The organism is Streptomyces seoulensis (assembly GCF_022846655.1).
Taxonomy (GTDB): domain Bacteria; phylum Actinomycetota; class Actinomycetes; order Streptomycetales; family Streptomycetaceae; genus Streptomyces.
Map to the genome: position 1 here is coordinate 101,546 of NZ_AP025667.1, position 15,796 is coordinate 117,341.

Consider the following 15,796-nt stretch of genomic DNA (forward strand, 5'->3'; position numbering starts at 1 on the left):
TCAAATGGGTGCGCCCCTGGTCGGCCCGGCCACGTACCCTCTTCTGTTGTGCCGAACCCCAACGATGACAATCCCGCTGCCCTCAGCCAGGTGCAGCAGCGCGCGGTGAGCGAGCTGCTGCGGGTGGCTCCCGTCGCCGACGATCTCGCCCGCCGTTTCCAGGAGGCCGGGTTCTCGCTCGCCCTGGTCGGCGGCTCGGTCCGGGACGCGCTGCTCGGCCGGCTCGGGAACGACCTGGACTTCACGACCGATGCGCGCCCCGAGGACGTGCTGCGGATCGTCCGGCCATGGGCGGACGCCGTCTGGGAGGTCGGGATCGCTTTCGGCACGGTGGGCGCCCAGAAGGACGGCTACCAGATCGAGGTCACCACCTACCGGTCGGAGGCGTACGACCGCACCTCCCGCAAGCCCGAGGTGTCGTACGGCGACTCCATCGAGGAGGACCTGGTCCGGCGGGACTTCACGGTCAACGCGATGGCCGTGGCCCTGCCGGAGAAGGAGTTCATCGACCCGCACGGAGGTCTGGAGGATCTCGCGGCGCGGGTGCTGCGTACCCCCGGGACACCGGAGGCGTCGTTCTCCGACGATCCGCTGCGGATGATGCGGGCCGCCCGGTTCGCCGCCCAGCTCGACTTCGAGGTGGACCCGGCGGTCGTCACGGCGATGACCGAGATGTCCGCGCGGATCGAGATCGTGTCGGCCGAGCGGGTCCGGGACGAGCTGAACAAGTTGCTGCTCTCCACCCACCCCCGCAAGGGCCTCACCCTGCTGGTCGACACCGGGCTCGCCGCGCACGTCCTGCCCGAGCTTCCGGCGCTCCGGCTGGAGCGTGACGAGCACCACCGCCACAAGGACGTCTACGACCACTCGCTCATCGTGCTGGAGCAGGCGATCGACCTGGAGGAGAACGGCCCGGACCTCACGCTCCGGCTGGCCGCGCTGCTGCACGACATCGGCAAGCCCCGGACGCGACGCTTCGAGCAGGACGGCCGGGTCTCGTTCCACCACCACGAGGTGGTCGGCGCCAAGATGACCAAGAAGCGCATGACGGCCCTCAAGTACTCCAACGAGCTGGTCAAGGACGTCTCGCGCCTGGTCGAGCTGCACCTGCGTTTCCACGGCTACGGCACCGGCGAGTGGACCGACTCCGCCGTCCGGCGCTACGTCCGCGACGCCGGCCCGCTGCTGGAGCGCCTGCACAAGCTGACCCGCTCCGACTGCACCACCCGGAACAAGCGCAAGGCGACCACGCTGTCCCGCGCCTATGACGGGCTGGAGGCGCGCATCGCCGAGCTCCAGGAGCAGGAGGAGCTGGACTCCATCCGCCCCGACCTCGACGGCAACGACATCATGACGATCCTCGGCGTCGGCCCCGGCCCCGTCATCGGCAAGGCGTACAAGCACATGCTGGAGCTGCGCTTGGAGAACGGCCCCATGGACCGGGACACCGCCGTGGCGGCTCTCAAGGAGTGGTGGGCGCAGCAGGACTGAGTGCGCTGCCGGGATCGTGTTTCACGTGAAACACGACTCAGCGGAGGGGCGGTGTTTCACGTGAAACACCGCCCCTCTCGCTTTTCCGGCGTCCCTCGAAGCGAGCCATGGCCACGGTGGCAGCGCCGTAGAGCAGAGCCACGAGGATCACCAGCAACGCCGATCGGCCGTCCGGCGGAAGCATCAGGGCCGCCACCCCGGCGGCGCCGACGAAGGCGACGTTGAAGAGGACGTCGTAGACGGAGAAGACCCGGCCCCGGAAACCGTCCTCGACCGATGCCTGGACGATCGTGTCCGTGGCGATCTTGGCGCCCTGGGTGACCAGCCCCAGCGAGAAGGCCGCGATCAGCAACGGAACCGTGGCGAACGTAAGGCCCAGTGCCGGCACCAGGACGGTGGCGGCGCCCGCGCAGACCGCGATCCACCGTCCGGCACCGAGCCGGCCCGCGCTCCAGGGCGTCACCACGGCGGCTGCGAAGAACCCCGCGCCGGATACTGCCAGAGCGAGACCCAGCAGACGGAGACCGTCCTGCGGAGTGCTGGAGAGGCCGTACCGGCACAGCATGAGCAGGAGGACCAGCAGTGCTCCGTAGCAGAAGCGCATGCAGGTCATCGCCGTGAGCGCCCAGACGGCTTCCCGGCGTCGGGGCTCGGCCAGGTACCGCACGGCCGCGAGGAGACCGTGCGCCGTGTCGGCGAGGACGGTGCGCAGATGCGGCAGCACCGGTGGCCGGTCGGGGCCGAGCAAGGAGGGGGCCATGGTCAAGGCGGTCAGGCCCGCGCACAGATACAGCAGGGCCCCGAGCAGGACCACCGCCGCGTCCGAATCCGACGCGATGAACCGGACGCCGAAGGCAAGGGCGGCACCCGCCGTCGCGGCCAGCGTTCCAGCGGTCGGGCACAGGGAGTTGGCCAGCACCAGGCGATCGGCGTCCACCACTCGCGGCAGCGCCGCCGAGAGGCCCGCGAGCACGAACCGGTTGACGGCCGTGACGCACAGCGCAGAGGCGTAGAACAGCCAGTCGGGCGCGTGGACGGCCATCAGCACGGCGGTGGCGGCCGCGAGCACGGCGCGCAGCACATTGCCGTGGACGAAGACCTGACGCCGGCGCCAGCGGTCCAGCAGGACACCCGCGAACGGACCGACCAGCGAATACGGCAGCAGCAGGACCGCCATCGCGGAGGCGATCGCCGGTGCCGAGGTCTGCTTCTCGGGGGAGAAGACGACGTACGAGGCGAGCGCGATCTGATAGACGCCGTCCGAGCCCTGCGAGAGCAGACGGACGTACAGCAGGCGCCGGAAGTCCCGTACGCGCAGCAGCAGGCGCAGATCACGGACTACGGGCATGGGCACAGCCTCACACATGCGGAAGGTCCCCGGGGTCGGCAGACCCCGGGGACCTTCACAGCCCTGGCAGGAGCGTTCTCGTGCGAGCCGCGGCTAGCGCTCGACGTCGCCGCGGATGAACTTCTCGACGTTCTCGCGGGCCTCGTCGTCGAAGTACTGGACCGGCGGGGACTTCATGAAGTACGACGACGCCGACAGGATCGGGCCACCGATGCCCCGGTCCTTGGCGATCTTCGCGGCACGCAGGGCGTCGATGATGACACCGGCGGAGTTCGGGGAGTCCCAGACCTCCAGCTTGTACTCGAGGTTCAGCGGGACGTCGCCGAACGCACGGCCTTCGAGGCGGACGTAGGCCCACTTGCGGTCGTCCAGCCAGGCCACGTAGTCGGACGGGCCGATGTGCACGTTCTTCTCGCCGAGGTCCCGGTCGGGGATCTGGGAGGTGACGGCCTGGGTCTTGGAGATCTTCTTGGACTCGAGGCGCTCGCGCTCGAGCATGTTCTTGAAGTCCATGTTGCCGCCGACGTTGAGCTGCATCGTGCGGTCCAGGATCACACCGCGGTCCTCGAACAGCTTCGCCATGACGCGGTGCGTGATGGTGGCGCCCACCTGGGACTTGATGTCGTCACCGACGATCGGCACGCCGGCCTCGGTGAACTTGTCCGCCCACTCCTTGGTGCCGGCGATGAAGACCGGAAGGGCGTTGACGAAGCCGACCTTGGCGTCGATGGCGCACTGGGCGTAGTACTTCGCCGCGGCCTCGGAGCCCACGGGCAGGTAGCAGACCAGGACGTCGACCTGCTTGTCCTTCAGGGTCTGGACGATGTCGACCGGCTCGGCGTCCGACTCCTCGATGGTCTCGCGGTAGTACTTGCCGAGGCCGTCGAGGGTGTGACCGCGCTGGACGGTGACACCGGTGGAGGGCACGTCGCAGATCTTGATGGTGTTGTTCTCGGAGGCGCCGATGGCGTCCGCGAGGTCGAGGCCGACCTTCTTGGCGTCCACGTCGAAGGCGGCGACGAACTCGATGTCCCGCACGTGGTAGTCGCCGAACTGTACGTGCATCAGGCCGGGGACCTTGGCCGCCGGGTCGGCGTCCTTGTAGTACTCGACTCCCTGCACCAGCGACGCGGCGCAGTTGCCGACACCGACGATGGCTACGCGAACCGAACCCATTCCGGTTGCTCCCTGTGTGTACGAGTGAGGCCCTGTCGGGCCGTCACGTGGCGGTGTCGTCGGGCGTATCCGTCCCCGGAAGATCCCTGGGACGGGGCAGGCCGCCCGTCGATCCAGATGTGGTGTCCTGCTGAGCGGACTCGGCGGACGCGGGACCCTTACGGTCCCGCCCGGCCCGCTCGCTCTCGATCAGCTCGTTCAGCCAGCGCACTTCGCGCTCCACGGACTCCATTCCGTGGCGCTGGAGTTCGAGCGTGTAGTCGTCGAGGCGCTCCCGCGTGCGTGCCAGGGAGGCGCGCATCTTCTCCAGGCGCTCCTCCAGTCGGCTGCGCCGTCCCTCCAGCACACGCATGCGCACATCGCGCGAGGTCTGCCCGAAGAAGGCGAACCGGGCGGCGAAGTGCTCGTCCTCGTATGCGTCGGGGCCGGTCTGCGACAGGAGTTCCTCGAAGTGCTCCTTACCTTCGGCCGTCAACCGGTAGACGATCTTCGCGCGGCGCCCGGTGAGAGGGGCGGCCAGAGCGTCTTCATGGGTGTTGCCCGGTTCCTCGATCAACCAGCCGTTGGCGACCAGCGTCTTGAGGCAGGGGTAGAGCGTCCCGTAGCTGAACGCCCGGAACACACCCAGGGACGTGTTGAGTCGTTTGCGCAGCTCATAGCCGTGCATCGGCGACTCGCGCAGCAGCCCGAGCACGGCGAACTCAAGGATGCCGGCACGTCGGCTCATGATCGCCTCCTCTCGGTACGCGACGCGTTTATCTCGCTCCGATGTATCGACTCGATACATCACGACGATAGAACGGCCTTCGGTGTGCGACAAGAGGGGAAACGGTGAACGGGATCACATCACCGATTCGTACGAGGCAAGTTGCCTGTTTTGGGGTGAACTTCGGGGCTCGGAGGGTTTTGGCGGTGCGTAGTCTGTGCGGCATGCACAACACCGGGAACCAAGGGGCGCTTGGGGAGCGTCGTGATCCTCGGTGCAGTACGGGTGAATGCAGCAACGACCACATCCGTACTTCGGGGGGACCGGAAACCAGCCGCTGTTTCCAGGCGCGCACGGATGCGCCTGCCCGAGGAGTAATCGTTCGATGAGCGAGCACCGTCGCAAACCGCCGCAGCCGCAGGGAGGCGGACGTGCCGCGGCCCGACGCGGCCAGCCCGGCCCGTCCTCCGGCCGTTCCGGCGCTCCGCGAGGCGCCAACGGGGCCTCTGACCACTCCTATGGGTCTCGATCCCAGGGACCGGACTCTCACGACTCTGGGGGTGATGAGCGTGAGTACGGCAGTCGTGCCGAGGCACGTCGGGCCGCCCAGAGAGGCGGCGGCCGCCGCCGGGGTGCCGACAACGCGGCTGCGGGCCGTGGCCGGGGCCATGACGAGGGGCCACCCGGCAAGCCCAGGATCATCGACTATCCCCGCGTGGGCAAGTACGGCTGGCGCCGCTGGGTGCCGTCCTGGCGACTGGTCACGGGTCTGGGTATCGGCTTCGCGGGCAGCGTGGTCGTCATGGCCGGCGTGGGGTACGCGCTCGTCGGCATCCCGGACGAGAACGACGCCGCCGAGTCGCAGAACAACGTCTACTACTGGGCCGACGGAACCCAGATGGTGGCCACGGGTACCGGTGTGAACCGGCAGAACCTCAAGATCGAGGCCATCCCCAAGGCCATGCAGTACGCCGTGATCTCTGCGGAGAACAAGAGCTTCTACGAGGACTCCGGCGTCGACCCCATGGGTATCGCGCGGGCCTTCGCCAACATGGCCCGTGGCGGACAGACCCAGGGTGGTTCCACGATCACCCAGCAGTTCGTCAAGAACACGTACCTGAGCCAGGACCAGACGCTCACCCGCAAGTTCACGGAGATGTTCATCTCCCTGAAGGTGGGCACGAAGCTCAGCAAGAACGACATCATGCGCGGTTATCTGAACACCTCGTACTACGGTCGTGGCGCTTACGGCATCCAGGCGGCGGCGCAGACGTACTACGGCAAGAACGCCGAGAAGCTGACCCCCAGCGAATGCGCGGTTCTCGCGGCCCTGTTGAAGGGCGCCACGTACTACGACCCGGCAGGCAACGAGGATCTCGACAAGAGTGCGACGCGGACGGCCAACCTGGCTCGTTCCCAAGGTCGTTGGCGCTGGATCCTCGGCGAGATGCACAAGGACAAGCACCTCAGCGACGCCGACTACCAGAAGGCGATCAGCCACTACCCCGAGCCGCAGGGCCGCAAGGCGACCAAGGGCATGACCGGCCAGATCAGCTACATGGTCGACACGGCGAAGAAGTACGTCCTGAACCACTCCAGCATCACGGAGGCGAAGTTCGACAAGGGCGGCTACCAGATCAGGACGACCTTCCAGAAGGACAAGGTCAATGCCCTGACCGCGGCCGTGAAGAAGATCCAGAAGTCGCGCCTGAAGCCCGAGACCGTCGAGAAGGACAAGTACGTCCAGTTCGGCGCGGCCTCGGTGGTGCCCAACGACGGCGCCATCGTCGCCCTCTACGGCGGCGACGGGTACGAGAACGGTCACTTCACCAACAACGCCGACACCTCCGGCGTCCCGGTCGGTTCGACCTGGAAGCCGTTCGTGCTGGCCGCGGCGATGCAGGACGGCACGTACAACTCGGACGGTGAGGGCATCTCCCCGCTGAGCAAGTACAACGGCAACGACCATCTCAAGGTCCGCCGGCCGGACGGGTCGTTCTACCTCAACAGGGACAACTCGTTCTTCTTCCAGGCGAACGAGAGCGACCACCCTTGGGGCTACATCAGCCTGCGCAAGGCGATGGAGCAGTCGGTCAACACCCCGTTCGTGCAGCTCGGTGTCGACGTCGGCATGTCGAAGGTCCGGGACATGGCCCGTTCGGCCGGTGTGCTGGAGGGCAGCATGGCCAAGGACCTGAACCCGTCCTTCGCCATCGGTACCTCCACCCCCAGCGCGATCCGCATGGCGGACGCCTACGCGACGTTCGCCGCGTCCGGTAAGCAGACGGATCCCTACTCGGTCACCTCGGTCAAGGTCGACGGTGCGGACGTGCCGGGCTTCACCAAGCCGGAGTCCAAGCAGGCGATGGACGCGAACATCGCCCACAACGTCACCGACGTCCTGGAGAACGTGATCCAGAACGGTACGGGTCAGAACGCCAAGGCTCTGGGCCGCACGGCCGCGGGCAAGACCGGTACCACCGACGAGAACAAGTCGGCCTGGTTCGTCGGTTACACCCAGCAGCTCGCCACCTCGGTGGCGATGTTCCGCGAGAACCCCGCGGACCACAGGCTGCTGTCCATGAACGGCACGGCCGGCAAGGACTCCATCCACGGTGGTGACATCCCGACCTCGGTCTGGACCGAGTACATGCTGGACGCGCTGAAGGGGAAGAACGACCCCGGCTTCCCGGACGCCGTGAAGATCCCCAAGATCCAGAACGAGGTCGGTGCTCCCACGCCGACCCCGAAGCCGAGCATCACGCCGAGCCCGACGCCGACCTCGTCGCCCAGCTCGTCGCCGAGCCAGAGCACGCCGCCGCCGTCGCCGTCCGAGAGCGAGACGTGCCGGTTCTTCTGCGGCGACAACGGCGGCACCGGCCCCGGTGGCGCGGACGGCGGAGTCAGCTCCTCGCCGACCGACTCGACGTCACCCGGAACCGGTGGTGTCAGGGGCAACGGCAACGCCGGAGCCAATGGGAACGATGGCGGAGGCTTCTTCGGAGGCCAGGCCGGCCAATAGGGCCACCCGCCCGATTGGCGGTCATTTGAACCGGCACGGGTGTTTCACGTGAAACGAGGGCCGTCGCACCGACCAGGTGCGGCGGCCCTCGGCGTATTCCCTAGCGAGTACGGCAGGATGTGCCCCATGCCCAGTGCAGAGACGACGCCCGCGCGCGTGCGTGAACCGGAGACGGTACGACCGACGCGGGAGGACGAGATCGCCGCGGCCGGCAGCGAGCTGATCGGCGGCCCCCTAGGGCGACGCGCCCTGACCGGGACGTCCTGGTGGACGCCCGTCCGGGTCGTCGCGCTCGTGGCGATCGGCATGTTCGCCCTCGGACTCGTCCAGAAGGCACCCTGCTACGACGGCGCCTGGTTCTTCGGGGCCAGCTCGCAGTACACGCACGCCTGCTACTCGGACATCCCGCACCTCTACCAGGGGCGTGGCTTCGCCGACGGGCTCGTGCCGTACTTCGACAAGCTGCCCGGCGACATGGACTACCTCGAGTACCCGGTGCTGACCGGAGTGTTCATGGAGGTGGCCTCCTGGCTCACGCCGGGCAGCGGCAGCATCCAGCGGCAGGAGCAGTGGTACTGGTTCGTCAACGCCGGGATGCTGATGGTCTGCGCGGCCGTCATCGCCGTCTGCGTCAGCCGGACCCACCGCCGCCGCCCCTGGGACGGTCTGCTGCTCGCTCTGGCGCCTGCCTTCGCGCTGACCGCCACCATCAACTGGGACCTTCTGGCGGTGGCCCTTACGGCCGCCGCGATGCTGATGTGGTCGCGCGGCCGGGCCGTCGCCTTCGGTGTGCTCCTGGGCCTGGCCACGGCCGCCAAGCTCTATCCCCTCGTCCTGCTGGGCCCCCTGCTGGTGCTGTGCTGGCGGGCCGGCAAGTGGCGGGAGTTCTTCCTGGCGGTCGGGGGCGCTGCGGGCGCGTGGCTCGTGGTGAACGTGCCGGTGATGCTGTTCGCCTTCCAGGGCTGGTCGAAGTTCTACACGTTCAGCCATGACCGGGGCGTCGACTTCGGCTCGTTCTGGTTGATCTGGTCGCAGAACTCCAGCAACCCGCCGAGCATCGACTTCGTGAACACCACCGCCAGCGCTCTGGTGGTGCTGTCCTTCCTCGGTATCGCGGCGCTGACGTTCACCGCACCGCGCCGGCCCCGCTTCGCCCAGTTGGCCTTCCTGATGGTGGCGGCCTTCATCCTCACCAACAAGGTCTACTCCCCCCAGTACGTGCTGTGGCTGGTGGCCCTGGCGGTGCTGGCCCGGCCCAAGTGGCGGGACTTCCTTGTCTGGCAGGCGTGCGAGGTGGCGTACTTCCTCGGTATCTGGCTGTACCTCGCGTACACGACCAGCGGAGACGCCCACAAGGGCCTGCCCACCGAGGGCTACCACTGGGCGATCGCCCTGCACCTGCTGGGCACCCTGTACCTGTGCGCCGTCATCGTGCGCGACATCCTCCGGCCGGAGCGCGACGTGGTGCGCCGGTCCGGGGACGACGACCCCTCAGGCGGCGTGCTCGACGGCGCGGCCGACCGCTTCGTCCTGCGCGGGCTGAGGCATCCGGAGCACGAGTCGCCCGAGGAGAAGTCCCGGACGGACTGGGGCGGCCCGGAACCGCTGCCCCACGAGGGTCGTTCGCTCTGAGCGAACAGGCTCGGCGGGCATGAAGACGCGGACATGAGAAAGGCCGTGCACGGAATCTCGTGCACGGCCTTTCCGTTCGCTTCAGCCCGCTCCAGTGGTCCTAGCGGTCCACGATCCGGTCGAACGTCGTGGTGGTGTGCCGCAGATGGGCCACCAGCTCGTCCCCGACCTTCGGCTCGGCAGCGTCGGAGGGGACGAACAGGATCGACACCTGCATGTGCGGCGGCTCCGCGAACCAGCGCTGCTTGCCGCTCCAGACGAACGGCGCGAGGTTCCGGTTCACCGTGGCGAGGCCGGCCCGCGCCACGCCCTTGGCGCGCGGCATGACGCCGTGCAGGGCCTTCGGGGCCTCCAGGCCCACCCCGTGCGACGTACCGCCCGCCACGACCACCAGAAAGCCGTCCGAGGCCGCCTTCTGCTGCCGGTAGCCGAAGCGGTCGCCCTTGGTCACCTTCGTGACGTCCAGGACGGCTCCCCGGTACTCGGTGGCGTCGTGGTCGCCCAGCCACAGCCGCGTGCCGATCCGGGCGCGGAAGCGGGTCTGCGGGAACTGCTGCTGGAGCCGGATGAGTTCATCGGCCTTGAGGTGGCTGACGAACATCGTGTGCAACGGCAGCCGGGCCGCGCGCAGCCGGTCCATCCACCCGATGACCTCCTCGACGGCGTCCGAGCCGTCGGTGCGGTCCAGCGGCAGGTGGATGGCGAAGCCCTCCAGGCGGACGTTCTCGATGGCCTGGTGAAGCTGCGGCAGATCCTGCTCGCTGATGCCGTGCCGCTTCATCGAGGACATTACCTCGATGACGACACGGGCACCCACCAGGCCGTACACGCCGTCGACCGACGACACCGAGCGGACCACCCGGTCCGGCAGCGGCACCGGCTCCTCGCCGCGCCGGTACGGCGTCAGCACGAGCAGGTCGCCGCTGAACCAGTCCTTGATGCGCGCGGCCTCGTACGTGGTGCCGACGGCGAGCATGTCGGAGCCCAGCCGGGTGGCCTCCTCCGCGAGCCGTTCGTGACCGAAGCCGTAGCCGTTGCCCTTGCAGACCGGGACGAGCCCCGGAAACTGCTCCTGCACGTGCTTGTGGTGCGCACGCCAGCGCGCGGTGTCGACGTAGAGCGTGAGCGCCATGGCCGGACCCGGAACCTTTCTCGTGGCTGCGGTGGTCGCCGCTGGGATCAGCGGGACTCGGGGGACGGGAGACAGTGAACCCTTGTGAGGGCTATGGAACCAGAAGGCGGCGGAAGCGGGTGACCGCCGCTCAGCGCCGCGACATGTAGATGTCGAGCGCCTTGTGGAGCAGCTTGTTGAGCGGGAAGTCCCATTCGCCGAGGTATTCGGCCGCCTGGCCACCGGTACCGACCTTGAACTGGATGAGGCCGAACAGGTGGTCCGTCTCGTCCAGCGAGTCGGAGATGCCGCGCAGGTCGTAGACGGTGGCGCCGAGCGCGTAGGCGTCGCGCAGCATCCGCCACTGCATGGCGTTGGAGGGCCGGACCTCACGGCCGATGTTGTCGGAGGCGCCGTAGGAGTACCAGACGTGGCCGCCGACGATCAGCATGGTGGCCGCGGAAAGGTTCACGCCGTTGTGGCGGGCGAAGTACAGCCGCATCCGGTTGGGGTCCTCGGTGTTGAGGGCCGTCCACATGCGCTGGAAGTACGACAGGGGGCGCGGCCGGAAGTGGTCGCGCACCGCGGTGATCTCGTACAGCCGCTGCCACTCCTCCAGGTCCTGGTAACCGCCCTGGACGACCTCGACGCCGGCCTTCTCGGCCTTCTTGATGTTGCGGCGCCACAACTGGTTGAACTGCTTGTGGACCTCTTCCAGCGAGCGGTTGGCCAGCGGCACCTGGAAGATGTAGCGCGGCTGCACGTCGCCGAAGCCGGCGCCGCCGTCCTCGCCCTGCTGCCAGCCCATGCGGCGCAGCTTGTCGGCCACCTCGAAGGCGCGCGGCTCGATGAAGTCGGCCTCCATGTCGCGCAGGCGCTTCACGTCCGGGCTCTGGATGCCCTTCTTGATGGTCTCCGCGTTCCAGCGGCGGATGATCACCGGCGGGCCCATCTTGACCGAGAAGGCGCCCTGCTGCTTGAGGTGGGCCAGCATCGGCTGGAGCCAGTCCTCCAGGTTCGGGGAGAACCAGTTGATGACCGGACCCTCGGGCAGGTAGGCGAGGTAGCGCTTGATCTTGGGCAACTGGCGGTAGAGGACCAGGCCGGCGCCGACCATGTCACCGGTGCGCTCGTCGAACCAGCCGAGGCTCTCCGAACGCCATTCCGCCTTCACGTCGGCCCATGCCGGGACCTGCATGTGGCTAGCCGACGGCAGGCTCTGGATGTATGCCAGATGCTGCTCGCGGCTGATGGTCCTCAGGGTCAGACTCATGTCGGGGCGCTCCTCGGGCTGGTGTGTCCCCATGGGATCAGGGGCTCCGGCTCTCGCGCCGAAGCCTACTGCGCCCTGCGAGCGCCCCGAATGGGGCGTACAGCACCGGCGTTCCGGCCCGTTGGAGGGCCGGGACGCTCGTCGGTGTCCGTGACGCCGTCGTGGACCGGCGGCGGGGTGTGTCAGCCGCCGATGAGACCTCCGAAGAGACCGCCGTTGGCCATGCCGATCAGGAAGCCGATGCCGGAGGCACCGAGCCCGACGATCAGGCCGAAGCGCTCCCGTGTGGTGATCGAGATCCATTGCCCGTAGGCGCCGGTGAGCAGGCCGATCAGGCCCGCCCAGGAGGCCACCAGGTGGAGGCCGCCGATGAAGCAGGTGACGAAGGCGAGCAGCCCGAGGACGAGCGTCACCACCGTCAGGGTGTCCTGGAGCGGATGGGGCTTGCCGTCACTGGCGAAGAGGGAGCCGGCGGTGGTCGGTCGCAATGCCTGTGTCATGAGGCACCTCCTGCGGATCGCGGCGCACTGTAGCGCCCTACACACCCGATGTGTACAGATTGCGGGCTCCCGGGGCCGGATTTCAACCGGAAGCGGGTGGGCGGGTAGTCTGTAACGTCTGCACCGGTGTCTGCCCTGGCCCGTAGCGGCCCACTGTGGACGGTTCCTCGCGGAGCCTCCGATTGTCAGTGGCGGCCGATACCGTTGCGTACGCATCACGACCCTCCTGCCACGGAACGACCGTGGCCGCTGAGTCCAAAGGAGGTGGGTTCCACATGCGTCACTACGAGGTGATGGTCATCCTCGACCCCGATCTCGAGGAGCGTTCTGTCTCCCCGCTGATCGAGAACTTCCTCTCTGTCGTCCGCGATGGCGGCGGCAAGGTGGAAAAGGTCGACACCTGGGGCCGTCGTCGTCTCTCGTACGAGATCAAGAAGAAGCCTGAGGGCATCTACTCGGTCATCGACCTGCAGGCCGAGCCTGCGGTCGTCAAGGAGCTCGACCGCCAGATGAACCTGAACGAGTCGGTCCTCCGGACCAAGGTCCTCCGCCCCGAGATGCACTGAGCTCTCCCGCTCAGCTGATCTCGGGATTCGAGTAGCAGCAACCAAGCAGCCAGAGCAATCCCGCCGAGAGGTTCCCCCATGGCAGGCGAGACCGTCATCACGGTCATCGGCAATCTTGTCGACGACCCCGAGCTGCGCTTCACCCCTTCCGGTGCGGCGGTCGCAAAGTTCCGCGTCGCGTCCACTCCCCGCACCTTCGACCGTCAGACCAATGAGTGGAAGGACGGCGAGAGCCTGTTCCTGACCTGCTCGGTCTGGCGTCAGGCGGCGGAGAACGTCGCGGAGTCGCTCCAGCGAGGCATGCGCGTCATCGTGCAGGGCCGGCTGAAGCAGCGGTCGTACGAGGACCGCGAGGGTGTCAAGCGCACGGTCTACGAGCTGGACGTCGAGGAAGTCGGCCCCAGCCTGCGCAACGCGACGGCGAAGGTCACCAAGACCTCCGGCGGCGCCCGCGGCGGCCAGGGCGGGTTCGGCGGCGGTGGCAACCAGGGCCAGGGTGGTGGCGGCTGGGGCGGTGGCTCCGGCGGCGCCAACCAGGGCGGCTCCCAGGCCGACGACCCGTGGGCTTCCGGCGCTCCCGCCGGTGGCAACCAGGGTGGCGGCGGCTGGGGCGGCGGTTCCGGCTCCGGCTCCGGCGGCGGTGGCGGCTACTCGGACGAGCCCCCCTTCTAAGGGCTCGCATCCCACTTCTTGATCACACAGGAGAAACACCATGGCGAAGCCGCCTGTGCGCAAGCCTAAGAAGAAGGTCTGCGCTTTCTGCAAGGACAAGGTCACGTACGTGGACTACAAGGACACGAACATGCTGCGGAAGTTCATTTCCGACCGCGGCAAGATCCGTGCCCGCCGCGTGACCGGCAACTGCACGCAGCACCAGCGTGACGTCGCCACGGCCGTCAAGAACAGCCGTGAGATGGCGCTGCTGCCCTACACGTCCACCGCGCGCTAAGGAAGGGTGACTTACACATGAAGATCATCCTCACCCACGAGGTCTCCGGCCTCGGTGCCGCCGGCGACGTCGTCGACGTCAAGGACGGGTACGCCCGCAACTACCTGATCCCGCGGAAGTTCGCTATCCGCTGGACCAAGGGTGGCGAGCAGGACGTGGCGCAGATCCGTCGCGCCCGCAAGATCCACGAGATCCAGACCATCGAGCAGGCCAACCAGATCAAGGGCCAGCTCGAGGGTGTCAAGGTCCGTCTGGCCGTTCGCTCCGGCGACGCCGGTCGTCTCTTCGGTTCCGTCACCCCGGCCGACATCGCTTCCGCGATCAAGGCTTCCGGTGGCCCCGAGGTCGACAAGCGCCGCATCGAGCTGACGGGTCCGATCAAGACCCTCGGTGCCTACGAGACGTCCGTGCGTCTGCACCCCGAGGTTGCCGCCAAGGTGACCCTCGAGGTCGTCGCGGCCTGATCGCCGTGACCGCTCGGCTCGTTTGAGCTGGTGAGGGGCCGCATCCTTTCGAGGATGCGGCCCCTTTCGCATGCGCTCAGGCTCCGGATCGGAGTACGGGCTACGAGCACGTTTCACGTGAAACGGTCAGCGGGTCGCGCCCGTCACGATCCATCGCCCGGACCGGGTGCGCAGCCAGAGGGTCACCATCCGGACCGTCATCATCAGCGTCATCGCCGCCCAGATCGCGGTGAGGCCGCCGCCCAGCGCGGGCACGAGCAGCGCGACCGGGGTGAAGACCGCCAGGGTGACCACCATGGCCCAGGCCAGGTAAGGCCCGTCGCCCGCTCCCATCAGCACCCCGTCCAGCACGAAGACGACCCCGCAGATGGGCTGGGAGAGGGCGACCACCAGAAGTGCCGGCAGTGCCACGTCCTTGACCCCGGCATCACTGGTGAACAGCGGCAGGAAGAGCGGCCGCGCGGCCACCACGAGCAGACCGAGCACGACACCGGTGGCGAGGCCCCACTGCACCATGCGCCGACAGGCGGCACGGGCGCCGGGTGCGTCGTCGGCGCCGAGGTAGCGGCCGATGATCGCCTGCCCGGCGATGGCGATCGCGTCCAGGGCGAAGGCCAGCAGGCTCCACAGGGACAGCACGATCTGGTGGGCGGCGATGTCGGCGTCGCCGAGCCGGGCCGCCATGGCGGTGGCGATCATGAGGATGGCCCGCAGGGACAGGGTGCGGACGAGCAGCGGTACACCCGCCTGCGCCGAGGCCCGGATCCCGGCCAGGTCCGGTCGCAGAGAGGCTTCGTGCCGTCGCGCACCCCGGACGACCACCCAGAGATAGACGGCGGCCATGCCGCACTGCGCGATCACCGTGCCCCAGGCGGAGCCCGCGATGCCGAGTCCGGCGCCGTAGACGAGTACGGCGTTGAGGGCGGCGTTGGCGATGAAGCCCCCGACGGCGACGTACAGAGGGGTCCTGGTGTTCTGGAGTCCGCGCAGCACACCGGTGGCGGCCAGGACGGCCAGCATGGCCGGGATGCCGAGGGCGGAGATGCGCAGATAGGTGGTGGCGTAGGGGGCCGCGGTGGCGGAGGCGCCGAAGAGGTCCACGATGCCGGGTGCGAGCGGTACGACGACGGCGATGACGAGGGCGCCGATCAGCAGGGCGAGCCAGATTCCGTCCATGCCCTGGCGGATCGCGGCCCGTATGTCGCCCGCCCCGACCCGGCGGGCGACCGCCGCCGTGGTGGCGTAGGCGAGGAAGACGAAGATGCTCACGGCGGTGGTGAGGAGCGCCGAGGCCACGCCGAGTCCGGCGAGCTGAGCGGTGCCGAGATGGCCGACGATCGCGCTGTCCGCCATCACGAAGAGGGGCTCGGCGACGAGCGCGCCGAAGGCCGGGAGGGCGAGGGCCACGATCTCCCGGTCGTGGCGCCGCCTGGTGGCCTTGGGGATCGCGGGAGCCTGTGTCATGCGCATCAATCTAATCGTCCACAGGTAAGAGATACAACTACGATCTGACCCTTACCTTTGTTTCCTGGGGGCAAGGTTTCGCGCGGCGTTCGAG

General features: G+C 68.2%; 14 protein-coding genes. 7 read left to right on the forward strand and 7 right to left on the reverse strand.

Features of this window, described 5'->3' with window-relative positions; translation table 11 throughout:
* Window positions 1-48 precede the first annotated feature (48 nt).
* Window positions 49-1,491: a CCA tRNA nucleotidyltransferase gene (locus tag HEK131_RS00475; RefSeq protein WP_244333221.1), complete on the forward strand. Its 1,443-nt coding sequence runs from the start codon at window positions 49-51 to the stop codon at window positions 1,489-1,491.
* Window positions 1,492-1,528: 37 nt separating this feature from the next.
* Here the strand turns inward: HEK131_RS00475 and HEK131_RS00480 are convergent, their stop codons facing one another.
* The 3 genes from HEK131_RS00480 to HEK131_RS00490 all read right to left on the reverse strand — a co-directional run bounded on the left by HEK131_RS00480 (window position 1,529) and on the right by HEK131_RS00490 (window position 4,742).
* Window positions 1,529-2,839 carry an MFS transporter gene (locus HEK131_RS00480; RefSeq protein WP_244333222.1) on the reverse strand — a complete coding sequence of 437 codons (1,311 nt, stop codon included), beginning with the start codon at window positions 2,837-2,839 and terminating at the stop codon, window positions 1,529-1,531.
* A 93-nt stretch (window positions 2,840-2,932) separates the two neighbouring features.
* A complete protein-coding gene (locus HEK131_RS00485; RefSeq protein ID WP_217463514.1) occupies window positions 2,933-4,015 on the reverse strand; it encodes an inositol-3-phosphate synthase in 1,083 nt (360 codons plus the stop codon).
* A 43-nt stretch (window positions 4,016-4,058) separates the two neighbouring features.
* Window positions 4,059-4,742, reverse strand: coding sequence for a PadR family transcriptional regulator (locus HEK131_RS00490; protein WP_217463513.1), 684 nt, complete (start codon window positions 4,740-4,742; stop codon window positions 4,059-4,061).
* A 364-nt stretch (window positions 4,743-5,106) separates the two neighbouring features.
* Between HEK131_RS00490 and HEK131_RS00495 the strand changes: the two genes are divergently transcribed.
* Entirely contained in the window at window positions 5,107-7,743 is a 2,637-nt protein-coding gene (locus HEK131_RS00495; protein WP_432215604.1) for a transglycosylase domain-containing protein, read from the forward strand.
* Window positions 7,744-7,869: 126 nt separating this feature from the next.
* Complete coding sequence (locus HEK131_RS00500) at window positions 7,870-9,375, forward strand: glycosyltransferase family 87 protein (RefSeq protein WP_244333223.1); 1,506 nt, start codon at window positions 7,870-7,872, stop codon at window positions 9,373-9,375.
* A 100-nt stretch (window positions 9,376-9,475) separates the two neighbouring features.
* Here HEK131_RS00500 and HEK131_RS00505 read toward each other — a convergent pair whose 3' ends face one another.
* The 3 genes from HEK131_RS00505 to HEK131_RS00515 form a co-directional block, all read right to left on the reverse strand.
* Entirely contained in the window at window positions 9,476-10,507 is a 1,032-nt protein-coding gene (locus HEK131_RS00505) for an alanine racemase (protein WP_161147305.1), read from the reverse strand.
* Between the two features lie 130 nt (window positions 10,508-10,637).
* Window positions 10,638-11,759, reverse strand: coding sequence for a lipid II:glycine glycyltransferase FemX (locus tag HEK131_RS00510; RefSeq protein WP_217463510.1), 1,122 nt, complete (start codon window positions 11,757-11,759; stop codon window positions 10,638-10,640).
* Between the two features lie 182 nt (window positions 11,760-11,941).
* Window positions 11,942-12,259: a hypothetical protein gene (locus HEK131_RS00515; RefSeq protein ID WP_217463509.1), complete on the reverse strand. Its 318-nt coding sequence runs from the start codon at window positions 12,257-12,259 to the stop codon at window positions 11,942-11,944.
* Between the two features lie 275 nt (window positions 12,260-12,534).
* On the opposite strand from HEK131_RS00515, the gene rpsF reads away from it, so the two are divergent.
* The 4 genes from rpsF (at window position 12,535) to rplI (ending at window position 14,238) form a co-directional block, all read left to right on the forward strand.
* Complete coding sequence (gene rpsF / locus HEK131_RS00520) at window positions 12,535-12,825, forward strand: 30S ribosomal protein S6 (protein ID WP_003975025.1); 291 nt, start codon at window positions 12,535-12,537, stop codon at window positions 12,823-12,825.
* A gap of 78 nt (window positions 12,826-12,903) precedes the next feature.
* Window positions 12,904-13,497 carry a single-stranded DNA-binding protein gene (locus tag HEK131_RS00525; protein ID WP_217463508.1) on the forward strand — a complete coding sequence of 198 codons (594 nt, stop codon included), beginning with the start codon at window positions 12,904-12,906 and terminating at the stop codon, window positions 13,495-13,497.
* A gap of 40 nt (window positions 13,498-13,537) precedes the next feature.
* Entirely contained in the window at window positions 13,538-13,774 is a 237-nt protein-coding gene (rpsR, locus tag HEK131_RS00530) for a 30S ribosomal protein S18 (protein WP_003949403.1), read from the forward strand.
* A gap of 17 nt (window positions 13,775-13,791) precedes the next feature.
* Window positions 13,792-14,238 carry a 50S ribosomal protein L9 gene (rplI, locus tag HEK131_RS00535; RefSeq protein ID WP_130337814.1) on the forward strand — a complete coding sequence of 149 codons (447 nt, stop codon included), beginning with the start codon at window positions 13,792-13,794 and terminating at the stop codon, window positions 14,236-14,238.
* A 126-nt stretch (window positions 14,239-14,364) separates the two neighbouring features.
* Here the strand turns inward: rplI and HEK131_RS00540 are convergent, their stop codons facing one another.
* Entirely contained in the window at window positions 14,365-15,702 is a 1,338-nt protein-coding gene (locus tag HEK131_RS00540) for an MATE family efflux transporter (protein WP_244333224.1), read from the reverse strand.
* Window positions 15,703-15,796: the final 94 nt, after the last annotated feature.